The following is a 17843-nucleotide window of genomic DNA, read 5'->3' as shown; positions in this document are numbered from 1 at the left end:
CCAGCGTCGGCAGCAGCCCCAGTCACGCCGTGGGGAGCGGTTTGGCGGTGAAAATCCTCGCGCCGAACACGGGGCCGGCGCGGCTTCGATCGTGCGGCAGGAACTTCACCTTGACCGATGTCTTGCCTTTGGTGAGCGCTTCGGGAACCGGATATTCGACGTCGAAGAAGCTGCCGGGCTTGTCGTGATCGAGAATTTGGCTGCCGATCTTCACGCCGTCGACCAGGATGTCGAACGATACCCGCCGCTCGTCGCCCCAATAGCTCGCCTGCAGGATGAGCGGACCGGGCCTCACCTTCATCGTGAATTCGAAATAGCCGCCGGAGCGCGCGTCGCGCCCCTGCCGCGCCCTGTACGTCACGGGATAGGAGATTTCCGAGACAAGCGAATGATCGCGCTCCGGCTGCATTTCGCCAAGGTGCATGACGTCCACGGAGCGCGCGGCGATATCCCGCTGACGCGCCTGCTCCTTCAGGAAGGCGGCTTGCTCCGCGACCCAGCTCGCATCCGAGAAACGCTTGAAATAGACGGCGCTGCGACGCCGATACTGGCTGTAGAACGGAACAAAGGTAAGATCGGCCGGCCGAACGATGCCGCGCGCCTGGTAGATGCCGCGCGAGGGCTCGACCGGAGCGAAGGCGGCAAGCAGATCGTCCCCGACCATGGCGGGGGCGACGCCGTCATAGCCTTCGACGTCCCGCCCGGACTTGCCGGTCGGCGCGGCGCCGAGATCCGCAGCAAGCACCATCGGACCACGCACGAAGGCGATCGTGTCCGGATCACCAGGTGTCGATTCTATGCGAAGTTCGAGCGGCAGTGCGATCGACACGACGTCACCTGCCTTCCACCGACGCTCGATTACGGCATATCCCTGCGCCATCGGCGGAGAAACGGGCTTTCCGTTGACGGCGATCGACGCTCGGCCATTCGCCCAGCCGGGCACCCGGAATGCGATCGCGAACCGCCCGGGTTTTGCGAGCTTGTTGAGGGTCAGCCGGCTCTCCGGAGAATATGGATAATTGCTGTCGAGGCCGAGCGAGGCGCCGCGCGCCTTCCATTCCGCGGTCGCGGGGATGTAGAGGTTGACGAGCAGGCCGCCCTCCCCTTCCCAGAAGATTGCTTCGCCATGCTTGGCGTGGCTCTCCATGCCGCTGCCGACGCAACACCAGAAGCTGTCTTCGTCGGGAGCGGAATAGCCGCGCGGAATGCCCGTCATCAGCGGGGTCATGTAGGTGAAGCCGCCGGTCGCGGGATCCTGCGCCGACATGACGTGGTTGAGGTGGGCGCGTTCGTAAAAGTCGAACAGCGCGCCATCCGGCTGCCACTCATAAAGGTGGCTGGTCAGCTTGAGCATGTTGTAGGTGTTGCAATGCTCGCACGTTTGCTCGGTAATATGATTGGCGACGGTATCGGGCTCGAAGAAATATTCGCGGTCGGCATTGCCCCCGATCACAAAGCTGTGATGGCCCGTCACCCGCTCCCAGAAGAAGCGCGCGGCGGTGGCGTAGCCCGGCTTTCCGGTCAGCTCGTGCAAACGCGCCAGACCGATCAGCTTGGGCACCTGGGTATTGGCATGGAAGTTGGCGAGCTTGTCCTCACGTGCAGCGAGCGGATCGAGCACCTTGCGATCGTAGAGCCGCTCTGCGACGGTGAGCCAACGCCGTTCGCCTGTCCGGGCGTAGAGCTCGGCAAAGCTCTCGTTCAGCCCGCCATATTCGCAGCCGAGAACCTCCTGCATCTGGGCGTCGTCGAGTGCGGCGAAGACACGTTCGAAATAGCCGCCGAGTCCGGTCGCGACGGTCAGCGCCTGCGTGTTTCCCCAGCCGGCATGAACATCGAGGAGGCCGGCGAAGACCTTGTGCACCGTGTAGAGCGGAGACCATGAGCCGTTGAGATCGAATCCGCCGGATCGGATCTCGCCGCGCATGATTTCGGGAAATATCTCCTCTCCGTCGACCACCGACCCGTCGTTGCGCTTGCGGCCGAGCGCTCCGACATAGCCGTCACCGCGCTTGGCCTGCACGTCGGCGAGTTCGTTGACGATATAATCCGCGCGCCGGCGGCATTCGCCGCAGCCGGTCTGCGCGTGGGTCAGCACCAGGGCGGTCAGATAATGGCCGAGCGTATGGCCGGCGATGGTGTCGCTCTCCCACCCGCCGTAGATCGGCGCCTTGGGCGTCAGCCCGGCATATTTGCGAAAATTGTGCAGAAGGCGATCTGCGTCGAGAGCAAGCAGATACTTGCGGTTGACTTCAACCGCCGTGGCGAAGGGGGATGACGTCAGTCGAACGGCGGAGAGCGGCAGCGGCTTCAGGCGGCGTGGCAAAGCCGTCCGCGGAAGGGCGGCCTCAGCGTTCATGGCCGTTTGCAAGAGCGCCATCCCGGCGCCCGTCATCAGCAAAGTTCGGCGGCTCGTCACCAACATCCAGCCACTCCTTGAAAATACCGTATACGATATTACAGAACTAGGATGCGACGGTCAACGCCAAAGCTATGGAACCCCTTCGGATAATATACGATATAATTTATCTTGACGTCGTAAACCTTCGTGCTCACCATAATGGCGCGGCTAAAAATGTCGCATCACAGCTGCGAATGGAGAATGTCGGAATGCGTGGGTCACGCTGGTTCACGGCTACGGCGCTGCTCATTGTCGCCGCGCCGGTCGGGGTCGTTGCGGCGGCAATTACCTCGGCAAGCGCGGCCACCAGCGCAAGCCGCCGGGTGGGCGCGTTTGAGGTCGCGCTTGATGCCGGGACGGGAACCCTCGCCCGCCTCTCTCCTGCCGCCGAGACCGCGTTCGATTTCGTGCCCAGCGGGCGCAGCGCCGAGCGCACGGGTGACGGTTACGTCCACATCGGCGACCTTCATCTGCGCGCGCGCACCGCCGGCGGCCGTTGGCGGGATTTCTCCTCCGCACATCAAAGGCGGCCAGTCCATAGGCTTGAAGGGAATCGCTACGTCCTGGCGGCCGCAGATATCACGGCCTCGATGGGCGATGATGTCCCGCTGACGGTCGAGCGCCGCTGGTTGGACGAGAGCGGCGTACTTGCGCTTCGCTTCACCCTTTCCAACCGCGGCAGCGAACCGGTCGAAGTCGGGGCGCTCGGCATGCCGATGGTGTTCGACAACATCATCACCGATCGAACTCTGGAAGAGGCGCATGCCGAAGCGGTCTTCGTCGATCCGTATGTGGGGATGGACTCCGGCTATCTTCAGGTCACCCGCTTGAACGGCAAGGGCCCGGCTCTGCTCGTAATCCCGGAGAAAGGCACTCCGCTCGAGGCGTACGTGCCGATCGCCACGGCCAAGGAAGCGCCAAAGGCAGTGTTCAACGACCGCTCGCCGCGTGCGCAGACATCGGAGGGCTTTTACGACTGGCTGGTCGCCAGCAAGGGCTTTGCCGATCGCGAATGGAAAGGCGCGGGCGAGCAATGGAACGTGCCGACCGGCTTCACGCTGGCGCCGGGAGAGAGCCGCACGATCGGCATCCGCTTCGTTCAGGCACCGGCGATCCGTGCGATCGAACAGACACTGGCGGATCAGAGCCGCCCGGTCGCCGTCGGCATTCCGGGCTACGTCCTGCCGACCGACCAGTCGGGCCTGCTGTTCCTCAAGAGTTCGAGCAAGGTGGCCCGGATCGAAAGCCATCCAGCCGGTTCGCTCACGGCGACCGCGTCCGGCAGCGTCGACGGCTGGCAGCGTTATGCCATCAAGAGCAGTGGATGGGGCCGTGCCCGACTCACCATCTCTTATGCGGACGGTAGCGTCGGCACCCTCCACTATTTCATCACCAAGCCGCTCGAGGCGCTACACGCCGATCTCGGCCGGTTCGCGACGACCCGGCAATGGTTCGACGACCCGCGCGATCCGTTCGGCCGCGCCCCCGCCATCCTCACCTATGATCGGGAGGCCAGCCGCATCGTCACCCAGGATCAGCGCGTCTGGATCGCCGGAATGAGTGACGAGGGCGGCGGAGGCAGCTGGCTGGCCGCGGTGATGAAGCAGCTCGACAACCCGAATGCGGCCGAGATCGCCAAGCTGGAACGCCTGATCGACGAAACCATCCTCGGCAAGCTCCAGATTGCGGAGGGACCCCATGCCGGCGGCGTCAGGAAAAGCCTGTTCTACTACGACCCAATGAGGTTCCCCGGCGTCTACGACAAGGATCGGGATTGGACCAGCTGGGCCTCGTGGAAAAAGGAGCAGGCCGACGATCTCGGCCGCTCCTACAATTACCCGCACGTCGCCGCCGGTCACTGGGTTCTCTACCGCCTCGCGCGCAACCATCACGGGTTGGTCCGCCACCACGATTGGCGCTGGTATCTGGAGCACGCGTTCCAGACGAGCGTCGCGATGATGCGCGATGCGCCGCATTATGCCCAGTTCGGCCAAATGGAAGGCGACGTCTTCGTCGACATCCTGAAAGATCTGAAACGCGAAGGGCTTGCCGCCCAAGCCGCGGAAATGGAGCAACTGATGCGGCGCCGCGCCGAGCACTGGCGAACGCTGCGCTATCCGTTCGGCAGCGAGATGGCGTGGGATTCCACCGGACAGCCGGAAGTCTATGCATGGATGCGGTACTTCGGCTGGCAGCACCAGGCCGACACCACTCGGGAGGTGATCCTGGGATATGATCCGAGCTTGCCGAACTGGGGCTATAACGGCAATGCACGTCGCTACTGGGACTTCCTCTACGCAGGGAAGTATCCGCGTATCGAACGTCAGATCCATCATTATGGCTCGACGCTCAACGCCATCCCCTTGTTCGACGCGTTTCGGGCCGATCCGTCCGATCTCCATCTGCTCCGCGTCGCCTACGGTGGGCTGATGGGCGGCATCACCAATGTCGACCGGGAGGGCTTCTCGTCGGCCGGTTTCCATTCCTGGCCCGATCGGATGGACTGGGATCCCTATAGCGGCGACTACGGCATGGGCTATTTCGGCCACGTTTATGCGGCCGCCACCTATTTGGTCGATCATCCGACCTTTGGCTGGATCGGCTTCGGCGGCACTGCGCTGGAGCAAGGCAGGAAAATCATGATTGCGCCGAAAGACGGTGCGCGGAGTCGGATCTTCATCGCTCCGGTCGGCGCCTGGCTCACCCTCGAAGCCGGCAAGATTGCCTCGGCCGCCTACACGCCCGCAACCGGCACGATCGAACTAAGCCTTGATCCGGCAAACGCCGCGACTCCGACGGCGCGCCTGGTGATCGAGAGGACGACCGCGGCGGGTCCGCATTACCGCCCGGATCGCGGCCGCCAGGAGCGCGGCGCCTATACCGTTCCGCTCGGCGCAAGGACCACCCGCCTGGTACTCACCCCGCAATGATCGGCCCTGGAGAAGCAGAAAATCTGGCGGTCACGAGGAGGTTGCATGATTGACACTGAACGCGCGGCTCGGAGCACATGCCGTGCCGCCTCCGCTCTCGCGATCGTCCTCTGTCTTGGAGTGGCAACTGCGCACGCCCAAGTGCCGATCCTATCCACCGCAGCCACGGCCGACGCCCGACTGCGCGCACTCTACGAACGCGAATGGGCGTGGCGACAACGCGAATTCGGGCACGTCCCGATTGGCGGTGAACGTGGCAACAATGAGGATCATCTGCCGCGCGTCGACGCCGCCAGCCAGGCGACACGACTTGCTTACTGGCGAGCGGCGCTTCGGGAACTGGATGGGATCGACGTTGCAGCATTGTCGCGGGAGGAACGGATCAACGCCGAGGTGCTCCGGGCGACGATCGAAGGCAATGTCACCGATACTGAGTATAAAAGTTATGAGGCACCGTTCAACGCCGACACCTTCTTCTGGACGAGCCACACGCCGAGGGACGGCTTCGAGACGGCAGACCAGTATCGCCGTTATATCGGCCGGCTGAACGATATTCCGCGCTACTTCGACGATCAGATCGCCAACATGCGGGCCGGATTGAAGCGCGGCTTCACCGTGCCTCGAGTCGCGACGGCCGGACGGGACAAATCGGCCGAACCCTACCTCCAGCCCGGAGAGGTCAATCCCTACTGGGCTGCCATCGCCGCCATGCCGGAAGACATGGCCGAGTCCGATCGCGCTCGCATCTGCGCCGAAGCCGAAACCGCGATCCGGGAACGCGTCATTCCGGCTTATCGGAAGCTGCTGGCCTTTCTGCGCACCGAGTACATGCCGAGGGCGCGAGAGGATATCGCTGCGACCTCGCTGCCCGGCGGGAAGGCTTATTACCAGGCGCTGATCCGCAAGTTCACCACCCTCGATCTTACCGCCGAGCAGATCCACGCCATCGGCCTTAAGGAAGTCGCCCGCATCCGTGCCGACATGGAGGCCACCCGGCGAGCGTCGGGCTTCGAGGGCAGCATGCCGGAGTTCCTCGCCTTCCTGCGCAGCGATCCACGCTTCTATGCGCGCACGCCGAAAGAATTGCTGGCGAAGGCCGCCTATGCGGTCAAAGGCGCCGATTACCGGCTGAAGGGCATCGTGGGCACGATCCCGCGTTTCCGCCACGGCATCCTGCCGGTACCGCCGGCACTCGCTCCGATCTATACGGGCGGCCGGGGCGGCCTCGAAGCCTGCCTATTCAACACCTACAACCTGCCGGTCAGGCCGCTCTACACGTTGACCGCGCTCGCCCTCCACGAAGGCACGCCGGGCCACAGCTTTCAGGCGGCCCTCGAGCTCGAAGCCCCTGCGCGCCCGGACTTCCGCAAGGCGGCGGGCTTCTCCGGCTATGGCGAAGGGTGGGCCCTGTACATGGAATGGCTCGGCACCAAGCTCGGCATGTACGAGACGCCCTATGACGAGTTCGGCCGCGAGACCTACGAGATGTGGCGGGCGGCGCGACTGGTGATCGACACCGGCATTCACCAATTTGGGTGGAGCCGACAGCGCGCGATCGATTACCTCAGGGACAACACCGCCCTCTCGGAGCATGAGATCACCACCGAGGTCGATCGCTACATCGCATGGCCGGCGCAGGCGCTCGCCTACAAGCTCGGCGAACTGCAGATCCGCCGTCAGCGCGCCGAGGCGGAAAAGGCGCTCGGCACCAAGTTCGATCAGCGCATCTTCCACGACGTGATCCTTCAGCTCGGGTCGGTGCCACTGCCGACCCTGGAGCGCGTGCTGGACGAATACATCGCAGCAGGCGGCCGCAACCCGGCACCCTGGCCGCAATCGTGACGGCGGACCGCAGAGCGGGGTTCGACCGCCGTTTCGTCCTGGGCGCCGGCGCTGCCGCTGCGGCGGTGCCGGTCGCGGCATCCGCGCCTATTTTCCGAGCGGTCGGGTGAAGAAATCGAATTGGCGGCGCTGGACATAATCGATCGGTCCGCTCGATCGGCCGACGCTATGCTCCCGCCCGGAACGACGAGCAGCTCGAAGTCCTTCCCCGCTTTGATCAATGCATCGACGACTTGGAGGGTGGAGGCGGGATCGACGTTGCTGTCCTGCTCGCCGACGATCATCAGCAACCGCCCCTGCAACTTGTCCGCATGCACGACTCCCGACGCATCGAGATAGCTCTGATCGACCGGCCAGCCGAGCCACTGCGCGTTCCAGCTGATCCCGCCTGTCACCGTACCGAGCGCCGCCGCCAGCCGACCGGCGTCGAAGGGCGACGATTTCCTGAAGGGTAACCGGATCGACCGCAACGAAGGCGAACCCGCCCGCGATCGTCTTTCGATAGACGAAGCGCTTGCCGTCGTCCGTCCCAAACCACGTTGTCGGCAATATCGCGGGTCAGCCAGCGCCGATCCTCACGAAGGTGAACCGAGCGATCGACGGCGGCGCGGTCGGGCTGTTTGGACGGGGCTGCCGCGCTCACCAGGAGAGCAAATGCGGCCAGAAGCGGAGAGCGCGGGTTCATGGGTCGGACCGCTCGAGGCCGAATGGCCGACGGAAAAGCTCCGCGCCAGGCGCGGAGCTTTTCCGAAATCAGAAGGCAGCGGACAGGCCCGCGAAGAAGCTTCTGCCGGCAATGTCGTAGACGCCCGGATAGGTGTTGCCGTTGCCGAACGCGCTGAGCAGCCCCTGGGCTATCACCGGCGGGTCCTTGTCGAACAGATTGTTGACTCCGAACCGGAAGGCGATGCCCTCCTTCACCTCCACCGAAGCCGCGAGATCGAAGTAGCTATAGGCCTTGATCTTGCTGTTGATGACGTAGGAAGGCCCGGTCAGAAACGGATCGTCGGTATTGTTGGTGAGCTTGGTCCCGCCGATATAGCGCCAGTTGAGCGACACCGAGCCAATCCGATTGGCATCCGAAAGCGTGATGCGCGCCTGATGCCGCCATTCCGGCGTCGGCTGGCCGCACGTCGGTCCGAACCGGCCCTTGCAGTCATAGGCGCCAAGGCCCGGCAGCGGCTCGTTGAGCAATTCGTTGAGCCAGGTACCGACGAAGGACACGTCGACGGCGACCTTGTCGGCGATCTTGGTCGACCAGTTCGCGCCGATGTCGATACCCGATGTCTTGAGCGAACCGGTATTCTGGGTCGTCGATTCGACGTAACCCGCTTCGCCGAACAGCACCCCCGAACGCGGATCGCGGGTGAACAGACCGCAGAAAAACGGGTCGCCGGTGGCGAAGCACTGGCTGATGATCAGCGAGGCGGGAACCGAGCTGATATAGTCCTTCACCTTGATGTTGAAATAATCGACCGAGAGGTTGAACCGCGGCAGGAAGCGCGGCGCAAGCACGATGCCGGCGGTATAGGTATCCGCTTCCTCGGGCCGCAGCCCGGGATTGCCGCCGCCCTGGGCACTGCAGACCTCGCTCGGGCATTCCGGAATACGGCCGAATTGCGCCTGCGTAACCCCGGTCAGCTGACATTGGGCAAGCGTCGCCGTCGGATTCGGCCCCGAGCAGGGATCCTGGGCCGAGACGTTGCCGATCTGCTGGGGCGCGAACAGCTCGGAAATGTTCGGTGCCCGGATCGCCCGATTGTAGCTGGCGCGGAAGCGGATGTCCTTGACCGGCGCATATTCGAACTCGAGCTTGTAGGTCGATATCTTCTTTTCCATCGAGCTGTAGTCGGAGAGGCGGTAGCCGCCGGTCAGCGCAAGCGTTTCCAGGAACGGACGGCCGGAGGCGATCGGCAGCCTGACTTCTGTGAACATTTCCGTGACGTCGAACTTGCCCTGCGATTCCTGCGTCCCCTTCTGCTGAGCCAACGCATCCGCCTCGAACTTCAGGCTTTCGCGGCGATGCTCGACGCCGAGCACCACGCCGATCCCCTCGTCCGACCAAGGGCTCTTGATTCCATAGGACGTCAGATCGGCCGTGACGGTGCCGCTGACGACCAGTTCCTTGTCGAGCCCGCGGGTGAAGGTGGGGGCGTAGATGTAGTCGAAGGCCTCGTCGCTGATTCCGTTGTAGCGGAAGACATCGAGCGGCACGCAATCGGGGTCGGTGCCATCGATCACGGAGGTGCAGGTGGGCACACCGTTGACGTTCACCACCTGCAGGCCGCGATTGGCCGCCGCCGGATCGATGTCGTTCTGATAATTCTCGTTGAACAGCACGGACGAGAACAGTCCATTCACGTCGTAGCGTATGCCCTCCGCAATCTCGCCGCGCAGGCCGCCGGTCACCCTGAAGTCCGTGTGGCGAAGATCGTCGCGGCGCGGCTTGGCATTGCCCGCGACTGGACGATAGCCGATGAACAGGTCCTGCGTCGCCGACGTCCCGGAATCGCCGCCGCACAGGGCCTGCCCCTGCTGCTGGCTGAGATAGGGATTGTTGCAGTTGATCGTGAAGGTGGTGCCCTGGAACAGGGCGGACGGGGCGACCTGCGAGAATGTGTGATCGTCCATGTACATGAAGCTGCCATAGACTTCTGCCGCCGGCGTCACCTCGTAATGGGCGAACGCGCCGGCGACGTAGCGTTTGTCCGAACGCTGGAAGTAGTTGAGCGGCGCCGTGTTGTACCGGAAGCTGCTGTCGTACGGCACCCAGCTGCGCTCGCCGTCACGCGTGTTGTTGAAGCGCAGACCGGCATTGGGTCCGGTCAGCGGCTGGAACAGGCCAAAGGGGTTGTTGCTCGATCCGCCGCAGGTCAGCGTCGAATTGCCCTCGCCCGCCGGGTCGAAGGCGCAAGCGGAAACGTCTCGGTTCGCCTGGACGATCGGCTTGACGTCGCGATAGCCGAAATAGGCGGTGACGTTGCCGCGATTATCCGCGAAATTCGCGCCGAGCGCCAGCGTGGCTTCGAACTTCTGCCCGTCGACGGGAGAGTTGAGCGCATTCGAATAGCCGTTGGCGCTGACGATATCGCGGGCGAAATCGTTGGTGTTGTGGTGCGCGGAGAAACCGTATTGGACGTCGAGCTTGGCGCCGTTCAGATCGTCGATCATGATGAAGTTGACGACGCCGGAGACGGCATCGGAACCATAGACCGCAGACGCACCGCCGGTGACGAGGTCGATCCGTTTGACGAGCGCGGCGGGGATCAGATTCACGTCCGTCGCCTGGATCGGCAGCAGCCGCTGCCCGTTCACCAGAATGAGGTTCCGGTTGCTGCCCAGATTGCGCAGGTTGATCTTGGCAGTGCCGTCGGAGCCGTTCGAGACGTTCTCGTTCGCATCGGGCGTGACCTGCGGCAATCGGTTGATCACGTTCTCGATGTTGGTCGCCCCCTGCAGCCGGATCTCGCCGGCATCGACGGCCGTGATCGGACTGTTGCTGGTGAGGCCGGGGCGCTGAAGGCGCGTGCCGGTGACGACGATATTTTCCCCGGGAGCTGCCTCCGCCGCGCTCGAGAGCGACGCTGTGGTTGCGTCAGCGGAAGGATCGGCATCGGCCGCCCCCACAGTTTGGGCCTCAGCGCCCGACGCGGCGGCGATGAGGGCGATTGCTGCACAGGATCTATGCAGCAAGCGAGTGCGGTTCCGATACGCCATGTGCTTCCCCTTGTCGTTCTCTGGGTATGGGAGACATGGATCATGAATGACTATCGTATGTCAAATATATTATACGATTTGGCTTGGCCGCACGGTGATGATGCCTTGCGTCTGCGGAAAGGCTGCCAGGACAGGGTAGATGTGGCGCGTGGACCCCGCGACAGCAACGTTGAGACGCAGAGCTGTCATGGTAAGCAAGGCTAGGAACCAGGGAGAGCGAACATGAAGAGGTGGTTTGCCATCATGGGGAGCCTCGGCATCGCTGCGGGCGCGATACCCTCCGCGGCGAAAGTGCCGCTCACCCATTATCCCGCACCTGCAGTGAGCGGCAGTCCACTGCCCTTTTCGAGCGCGGTGCGTGTCGGCGACACGCTCTATCTTTCGGGGCAGATCGGTTTGCGCCCGGACGGCACCCTGCCCGCCGGCATCGAGGCTCAGGCGCGGCAGGCGATGGACAATATCGCAGCCGTTCTCGCGTCGGCAGACGCGGGGTGGAACGACGTTTTCAAGTGCACGGTGATGATCGAGAATATGGCCGAGTGGGCGGCGTTCAACAAGGTGTATGTCACCTACTTCAAGCCTGGTGCCCTCCCCGCCCGCAGCGCGTTCGGTGCGGACGGCTTGGCCATGGGTGCGCTCGTCGAGGTGGAGTGCATAGCAAGAGCGCCGCAGCGCTGAGCGAACGCACCCGCCATCGAAGGCTGATTGCCGCAGGTCGAAGCTTTTGGCTCCGACCTGCGGTGCAAGCGGGACCTAAATCGCGGACAGGCGAGACTCGGCGCGCCTATTTGGAAGGCGCAGCCCGAAGCGCCGTCCGGCGCGCCAGTTCGGCCTTGAGCAGCTTGCTCATCTCGGGATTGCGCGCTGCCGCCTTCAGCTCGCCTTGCAGGCTTGCCGTCGGAATCTTCGACAGATCGGCACCTTGGCATCCCGCCGAAAGCGCCTTGTTGTCGCCGCAGCATACGCTTCCGCAGATTGACTTGCAGATCGCCGGATGACTCTTGCAGCAATAGCGCGCCTGGGCTTCCTGCGGCGCGACGATAGCGAAGGCGGCCGCCATTCCTGCGGCAATGAACACGGATTTCATCATCATTCTCCTGCTGCTCCCGGCTCCGCGGGCTGCGCCGAACAGAATAACGGAAATCCCCCAGCACCCAATTGCCGCGGCATGGCATCAGCGGCACCCATTCTTGCACCAGCGGAACTGAAACGCTCGGGCGGGCCGCTCGGCATCCTCGATTCAGTCGGTTTCCTTGAAACGGATGGCCGCCCCTCCGCCGGGCGCGAGGTCGAGAACCAGATGATCCCGGCTCGTCACGATCCGGTGTTCGATGCGAAGGGCATGCGGATTGGTGCGATAATCGGCCCCGGCTCCGTCAGCATAGATCTCCGCCTGGTAGCGCTTGCCCTCGCTCAGGAAATCGAGCGGCTGGTCCAGCCTCCTCCCATTCTCGTCGGTGATCGCACCGAGGAACCAGTCCCTGCCGCCGCGCGGCTGACGTGCGACGACGACATAGTCGCCGATCTCCGCCTGCAGCGTGCGGGAAACCTCCCAGTCAGTCGGGACGTCCCGAATGAACTGGAACGCGTCGAGCCGCTTCTCGTAATTCTCCGGAAGATCGGCGGCCATCTGGATCGGGCTGTAGAGCACGACATATTCCGCGAGCTGGGTCGCCAGGGTGGACTGGACCCGATGGGTGAGTTCGGTCTGACCAAAGGTCAGGTCGAAAATGCCGGGCGTGAAATCCATCGGGCCAGCGAGCATGCGCGTGAACGGCAGGATTGTGAGATGCTCGGGTGGGTTGGTCGGGCGCCCCCAGGCGTTGAATTCCTGTCCTCGCGCCCCTTCACGGCTGACCATGTTCGGCCAGGTGCGGCGAAGGCCGGTGTCCTTGACCGGCTCATGTGCGTCGATCGCAATCCGGTGGCGTGCTGCGGTCTCGGCGGCCATGAGATTGTGGCGCACCATATATTGCCCGGCAAACCATTGCCGGCCGTCGTCGCGGTCGAGGATCGTGCCGCTATGCTTGACGTAGCCCGTCTTCACCGCGGAGACGCCGACGTTCTCGTAGAGCCGCATCGCGTCTTCGATCTGGTTCTCGTAATTGACGACGGCGCCGCCAGTCTCGTGATGGCCGATCAGCTTGACGCCCTTGGTCCGGCCATAATCCGTCACTGCTTTCAGATCGAAATCCGGATAGGCCTTGGTGAAGCTGAACTTGTCGCCATTCTGGGTCCAGTCTCCGTCCCAGCCTTGGTTCCAGCCCTCCACCAGCACGCCGTCGAACCCGTATTTGGCGGCGAAGTCGATATAGCGCTTGGTGTTGGCCGTGGTCGCGCCATGCTTGGCACCGCTCGCCCAGGTCGACCGGTTGAGGTGCATCTCCCACCAGATGCCGACATATTTACCGGGCTTCACCCACGACACGTCGCCGAGCACGTTCGGCGCGTTCAGGTTGAGCTCGATGCGGCTGTCGGCAAGCGCCGCCGCGCTGGTTCCGATCAGGATCGTCCGCCACGGCGTGACGAACGCGCCGGTGCGCTTCGCCGCCACGCCGTCGGGCCAGGGCATCAGCCGCGCGCTCAGCGCACCCGTACCATCGCCGGCGAGCAGCATGCTCGGGAAATCGATCAGCGCCGCCTCGTGAAAAGACAGATAGAGGCCGTTGTCGCCTTTGAGGGTCAGCGGACTCTCCGCGATCGTGATCCGCCGCGAGTCCGTCTGCGTATAGAGATACTCGTCGCGCTCCTGGCCGAACGCTTCGTACCACCAGGCCTGGTAGGCACCCGCGGGGCGAAATTCGGTGCGCTCGCCGCGCACTTCAACCTTCTGACCCGCCGGGATCTGCCCATAGGAATAGCGAAAGCCGACGCCGTCGTCGAAGATCCGGAAGATTACGTCCACCGCGCGGTTGAGCGGCGTGTCGCCCGTGAGGGTTGCGGCCAGCTCCACGTGATTGTCACGAATCTCGCGCTGTTCGCCCCAGGGCTGCTCCCATTTGCCGTCCTTGTAGGATCTGCGCACGTTCGAAAGCGCGGTGTAGCGCGCCGCCGGCTCGCCGACGAAGCTGAGCCCGAGCGCCGAAGCGCCCAGCACCGGCGTGCCGAGCCGATTGATCGAATAGATCGCATTCCCGCCTTCGATCGAGACGCAGACTTCGATCACCTTGTTCGGCGACTGGGCGCATTCGCTTGCAACGGCATGCGCCGCTGCCGACGTGGACAGGAACATCGTGGCAATGACGGTGCGAAGGAACATGGAGCGGACCCGCTGCTGAAGAGGATGAGAATATGTGCTCGGAAGATCGGCGCTGACGGCTTTGTCTCGCCCGAAAAAGCGCGCCGCCGTGAGCTGGCACGGCGGCGCCAGGGGAGACGTCAGAACTTGGCCCGCACGCCGAACTGGAAGCGGCGGTCGACCCGGCTCCACGCGGAATCCCGGTAGACCGGAGTAGCGCCCGGCGTCGCCGGGGAGTCGCCGAAAATCTGCTGCTGATACACGCTCTTGGTGTTGAGCAGATTGCTGGCCTCGACCGACAGCTCGAGGAAGCGGTTGATCGAGAAACGGAGCGATCCGTCCAGATATCCGGCCGCCTTCTGGAACACGGGCAGGCCGATGCAGCAATCGAGATTCTGGGTCAGGTAGCGGGAGCGCCAATTGTAGGCGAGACGGAACCCGATCGGCCCCTTCTCGTACAAGGCGACGGCATTGAACGTGTGGGTCGAGATGCCGGCCAGGCGGTGGGAATCGATCACCGATCCGGTGCCGCCGAGCGCCGGCTGCCCGGCGCCGACCGCACCGACATTGCCGCTCGACGAGGCGTTCAGCAGGTTGGAATTGTTGATCCCCGACTGGTGAACGTAGGTGTAGTTGAGCTGCGTCCCGAGGCCGCTCAGGATACCGGGCAGGAAGTCGAAAAAGGACTGATAGGCCGCTTCGAAGCCGAGCAGTTCACCGCCGCCGTCTGCGTTGCTCGGGCCGAGCACACGCACCGTCTGGGTCGATCCGTTGTTGGTGAAGATGCGGTCGAACTGGCCGAAGCTGATGCTGTTGTTGAGCTTCTTGTAGAAGCCGGTCAGCGTCAGCGAGCTGCTCCGGCCCATATAGCGTTCGTACGATAGATCGAACTGGTCGGCCTTGATCGGCCGCAGCGCAGCGTTGCCGGAGTCCGCCTGGAAGACGAAATTGTAGCCGGTGACATTGGCGGCGACATGCGCGGCCGTCGGCGAATTGTAGACGATATAGGGTGAATCCGGCCCGGTGTTGATCACCGGCGCATTGATCGCAACCGTGTTGCGCAGGTAGCCGAAATCAGGCCGTGAAATCGCCTTCGAATAAGCGAAGCGGATGAAGTTCTTGTCGTCCAGGCCGAAGCGTACGTTGAAGCTCGGCAGCCAGTTCGTGTACGATGATTTGAAGCTGTCGGGGGTCACGCCGCCATTGGCGAAGGCGCGGATCGCCAGCGTCAGATAGCAGCTCGGGTTGACGATCGCGGTGCCGGACAGCGGTGTTCCGCAGGCCGGCAGATTGGCGAAGATCGTCGCCGCCGGAAAGGCCAGGCTGCCTTCGCTATTCTCGCGGGTCCGGACGACGCGCAGGCCGACATTGCCGACCACGCTGACGCCGCCGAAGATCGTCCGGTCGTCACCGCCGAAGCGCAGCATCGCATAAGCGGCGTTGGTGCGCTCGCGCACCTTCAGCACCTCTCCCGGAGTGAAGCAGTCGTCGACGGTCGCCTCCGCACGGTCGCAAATCGCGGTGTAGCCGGGCAGCAGGGGCGAATGGGTGTTTGCCCCGCTCAGCGATTGGATGAGTCCGCCGAAGTCCTTGAGCGTGGCGCGATTGAGATAGACCAATTCGCCGTTCGGATAGACCTCGCCATTGTAGAAATCGTCCATCTGGTACGATTCCCAGATGCCCGCGCCATAGCCGGCGAAATCCGGATGGCCGGCATTGTTGGCGCAATTGGGCGTATTGGTCGGATAGGCGCCGCCGGTCGTGTTGTCGGCATTGAAGCCGGGCCCGTTGCAATTCCAGCTCGCCGCAACCGGAGTCCAGTTGAACGTGGAATAGCGTACCGTCTGCTTGCGGTCGGCGTGGCGCACGCCGATCTTGAGCGAGTCCAGCCAGCCGCCGTCGCCGAAATCATATTCGGCGTCGCCGCGCAGCGCGAGCGCGTTGGCATCGTTGTCCTCGACATGGCCCTGGATGAACGGGATCCAGTAATTGTGCGGATTGGCGAGCCCGCCGGCCGCGTAATTGACGTTGGAGCCGGGCAGCAACGTGACGCGCGGCGGCCCGCCGCCTTCGGCATTATAGTCGAAATTGGCCATCGAGCCGGCGGCCACCAGGATGTCGTTATTGTAGGTCGATGCATCGATATATTGCGCGTCGAGATTGACCCGCAGACGATCGCTCACCTCCCATTTGATGTTCCCGGAAAGATCGCGCGTTCCCTCCCGGTGGGCGAAGTTGCGCGCCTCGTTCTGCAGATAAAGGCCGTCGCGCAGGGTCGCGCAATTCGCCCCCTCCCCGCAGAAATTGACGAACGGCAGGCCCGGAACGGCGGAGCCGGCATTGATCGCCGACTGGAGGCTCTCATAGGTGCCGTTGAAGCTGCCGTGCGGCTGAGTCAGCGTGCCGGATTCGAGCATCCCGTCGGCACCGAAGACGAGTGCCGGGGAGCCCGGCGCCGGCCCGAGCACGCTCGACGTGCGCGGATTGAACGCCGGCGTGCCGAAGTAATTGCCGTCCAGAATGACGTGGCTGGCACGTTCGAACCAGCCGTTGCGATAATGGGAATCGATATATTGGACGCTGGCGAGCAGGCTTCCGCTGGTATTCTCGAACTGCCCGGCAAGCGCGATGCCGCGGCGCTTGCGATCGTAATCGACCTGCGAATAGCGGATGCCGTCGGGCGCGAAGGCGAAGCCGGTGCCGCCGAACGGATTGCCGGTGCAGTTGATGCTTCCGTCCGCGTTGACGTTGCCGGCGGCCGCCGTGCCGAAGCCCGACGTGCAATAGGTATCGATCTTGTCCATGATGACGCTTTCGGTCCGCGTCACCACATGGCTATGGGCATAGCTTGCGAGCAGGCCGAAGCGCCCGATCTCGGTCTCGAAGACGTTGCTGATCAGTGCCGAATATTCCGGCGTCCAGCGGCCCGAGGCGTCACCGTAATTGTAGCGAAAGTTGCCGGTGACGAGCAGCCCCTTCTGATCGAACGGCAGGCGCGTGCGCAGGTTCACCGTTCCGGCGATGCCGCCCTCGATCATCTCGGCGGTCTGATTCTTGTAGGCATCGACCCCGGCGAGCAGCTCAGGGGACACGTCGTTGAACTGGAGGCCCCGCGCCGAATCCGCGGAAAAGCTTTCCCGGCCGTTGAACTCTGTCCGCACCTGGGTCAGGCCCCGGATCAGCACGCCGGTGGGCTCGCCCGACGGATGGGTGCTGTCGTCGGCCGATTGCAGGCGGTTGACGGTGATGCCCGGAACCCGCGCGAGCGCCTCGGCAGCCGATTTGTCCGGGAATGCGCCGATGTCGGTCGCGGTGATCGAGTCGACGAACGTGTCGGAATTCTTCTTGATGTCCTGCGACGTGCCAAGCGCGTTGCGGACGCCGACGACGACGATCTCGTCGTCGCTGCCGCTCTCTGCTGCCACGTCGCGCGTGCCTGAATTGGAGGATTGCTGCGCCTGTGCCGCCACAGCCTCGTTACTGGTTTCGGTAGCTTGCGCCTGAACGGCGCTGCCGCCTCCAATCAGGGCAAGAAGCGACACGCCCGCGTGGAGCATGACACTGGCGCAATTCGGCTGAAATGCCTTCACGATATCCCTCCTGCTGCCCGCCTGTTTCGACGGTTCGAACGGCCACTCTCCGCACGGTCGGGAACGCGACTCCGCACACCGACCGGCCCCGTGACCAACAACAGGATTGCGCAATCTTGCATGGC

General features: G+C 63.7%; 9 protein-coding genes. 3 read left to right on the top strand and 6 right to left on the bottom strand.

Features of this window, described 5'->3' with window-relative positions; translation table 11 throughout:
- Positions 1-22: 22 nt before the first annotated feature.
- The gene (locus tag ETR14_RS21100; protein WP_243455618.1) at positions 23-2359 is read right to left on the bottom strand and encodes a glycoside hydrolase family 127 protein; all 2337 of its coding nucleotides are present in this window, start codon (positions 2357-2359) and stop codon (positions 23-25) included.
- Positions 2360-2493: 134 nt separating this feature from the next.
- Between ETR14_RS21100 and ETR14_RS21095 the strand changes: the two genes are divergently transcribed.
- Positions 2494-5331 carry a DUF5695 domain-containing protein gene (locus ETR14_RS21095; RefSeq protein ID WP_206185885.1) on the top strand — a complete coding sequence of 946 codons (2838 nt, stop codon included), beginning with the start codon at positions 2494-2496 and terminating at the stop codon, positions 5329-5331.
- Between the two features lie 45 nt (positions 5332-5376).
- Positions 5377-7173, top strand: a complete 1797-nt coding sequence (locus ETR14_RS21090) for a DUF885 family protein (RefSeq protein ID WP_129388544.1) — start codon at positions 5377-5379, stop codon at positions 7171-7173.
- Here the strand turns inward: ETR14_RS21090 and ETR14_RS29365 are convergent.
- Complete coding sequence (locus tag ETR14_RS29365; RefSeq protein ID WP_243455617.1) at positions 7077-7568, bottom strand: S9 family peptidase; 492 nt, start codon at positions 7566-7568, stop codon at positions 7077-7079. The genes ETR14_RS21090 and ETR14_RS29365 overlap by 97 nt on opposite strands.
- 358 nt (positions 7569-7926) lie before the next feature.
- Positions 7927-10800 (bottom strand): TonB-dependent receptor domain-containing protein, encoded by a 2874-nt coding sequence (locus tag ETR14_RS21080; RefSeq protein WP_243455616.1) that lies wholly within the window; start codon positions 10798-10800, stop codon positions 7927-7929.
- 312 nt (positions 10801-11112) lie between these two features.
- Here ETR14_RS21080 and ETR14_RS21075 point away from each other — a divergent pair, with 312 nt between their 5' ends.
- Positions 11113-11568 carry a RidA family protein gene (locus ETR14_RS21075; RefSeq protein ID WP_129388538.1) on the top strand — a complete coding sequence of 152 codons (456 nt, stop codon included), beginning with the start codon at positions 11113-11115 and terminating at the stop codon, positions 11566-11568.
- 106 nt (positions 11569-11674) lie between these two features.
- Here the strand turns inward: ETR14_RS21075 and ETR14_RS21070 are convergent, their stop codons facing one another.
- The 3 genes from ETR14_RS21070 to ETR14_RS21060 form a co-directional block, all read right to left on the bottom strand.
- Entirely contained in the window at positions 11675-11950 is a 276-nt protein-coding gene (locus tag ETR14_RS21070; protein WP_129388535.1) for a hypothetical protein, read from the bottom strand.
- A gap of 180 nt (positions 11951-12130) precedes the next feature.
- The gene (locus tag ETR14_RS21065; protein WP_129388532.1) at positions 12131-14149 is read right to left on the bottom strand and encodes a glycoside hydrolase family 97 protein; all 2019 of its coding nucleotides are present in this window, start codon (positions 14147-14149) and stop codon (positions 12131-12133) included.
- A 119-nt stretch (positions 14150-14268) separates the two neighbouring features.
- Complete coding sequence (locus ETR14_RS21060; protein WP_243455615.1) at positions 14269-17718, bottom strand: TonB-dependent receptor; 3450 nt, start codon at positions 17716-17718, stop codon at positions 14269-14271.
- Positions 17719-17843: the final 125 nt, after the last annotated feature.

Source organism: Sphingosinicella sp. BN140058, assembly GCF_004135585.1.
Lineage (GTDB): Bacteria > Pseudomonadota > Alphaproteobacteria > Sphingomonadales > Sphingomonadaceae > Allosphingosinicella.
The sequence above is the reverse complement of the archived record's forward strand: the minus strand, read 5'-3'. Positions and strand labels throughout refer to the sequence as shown.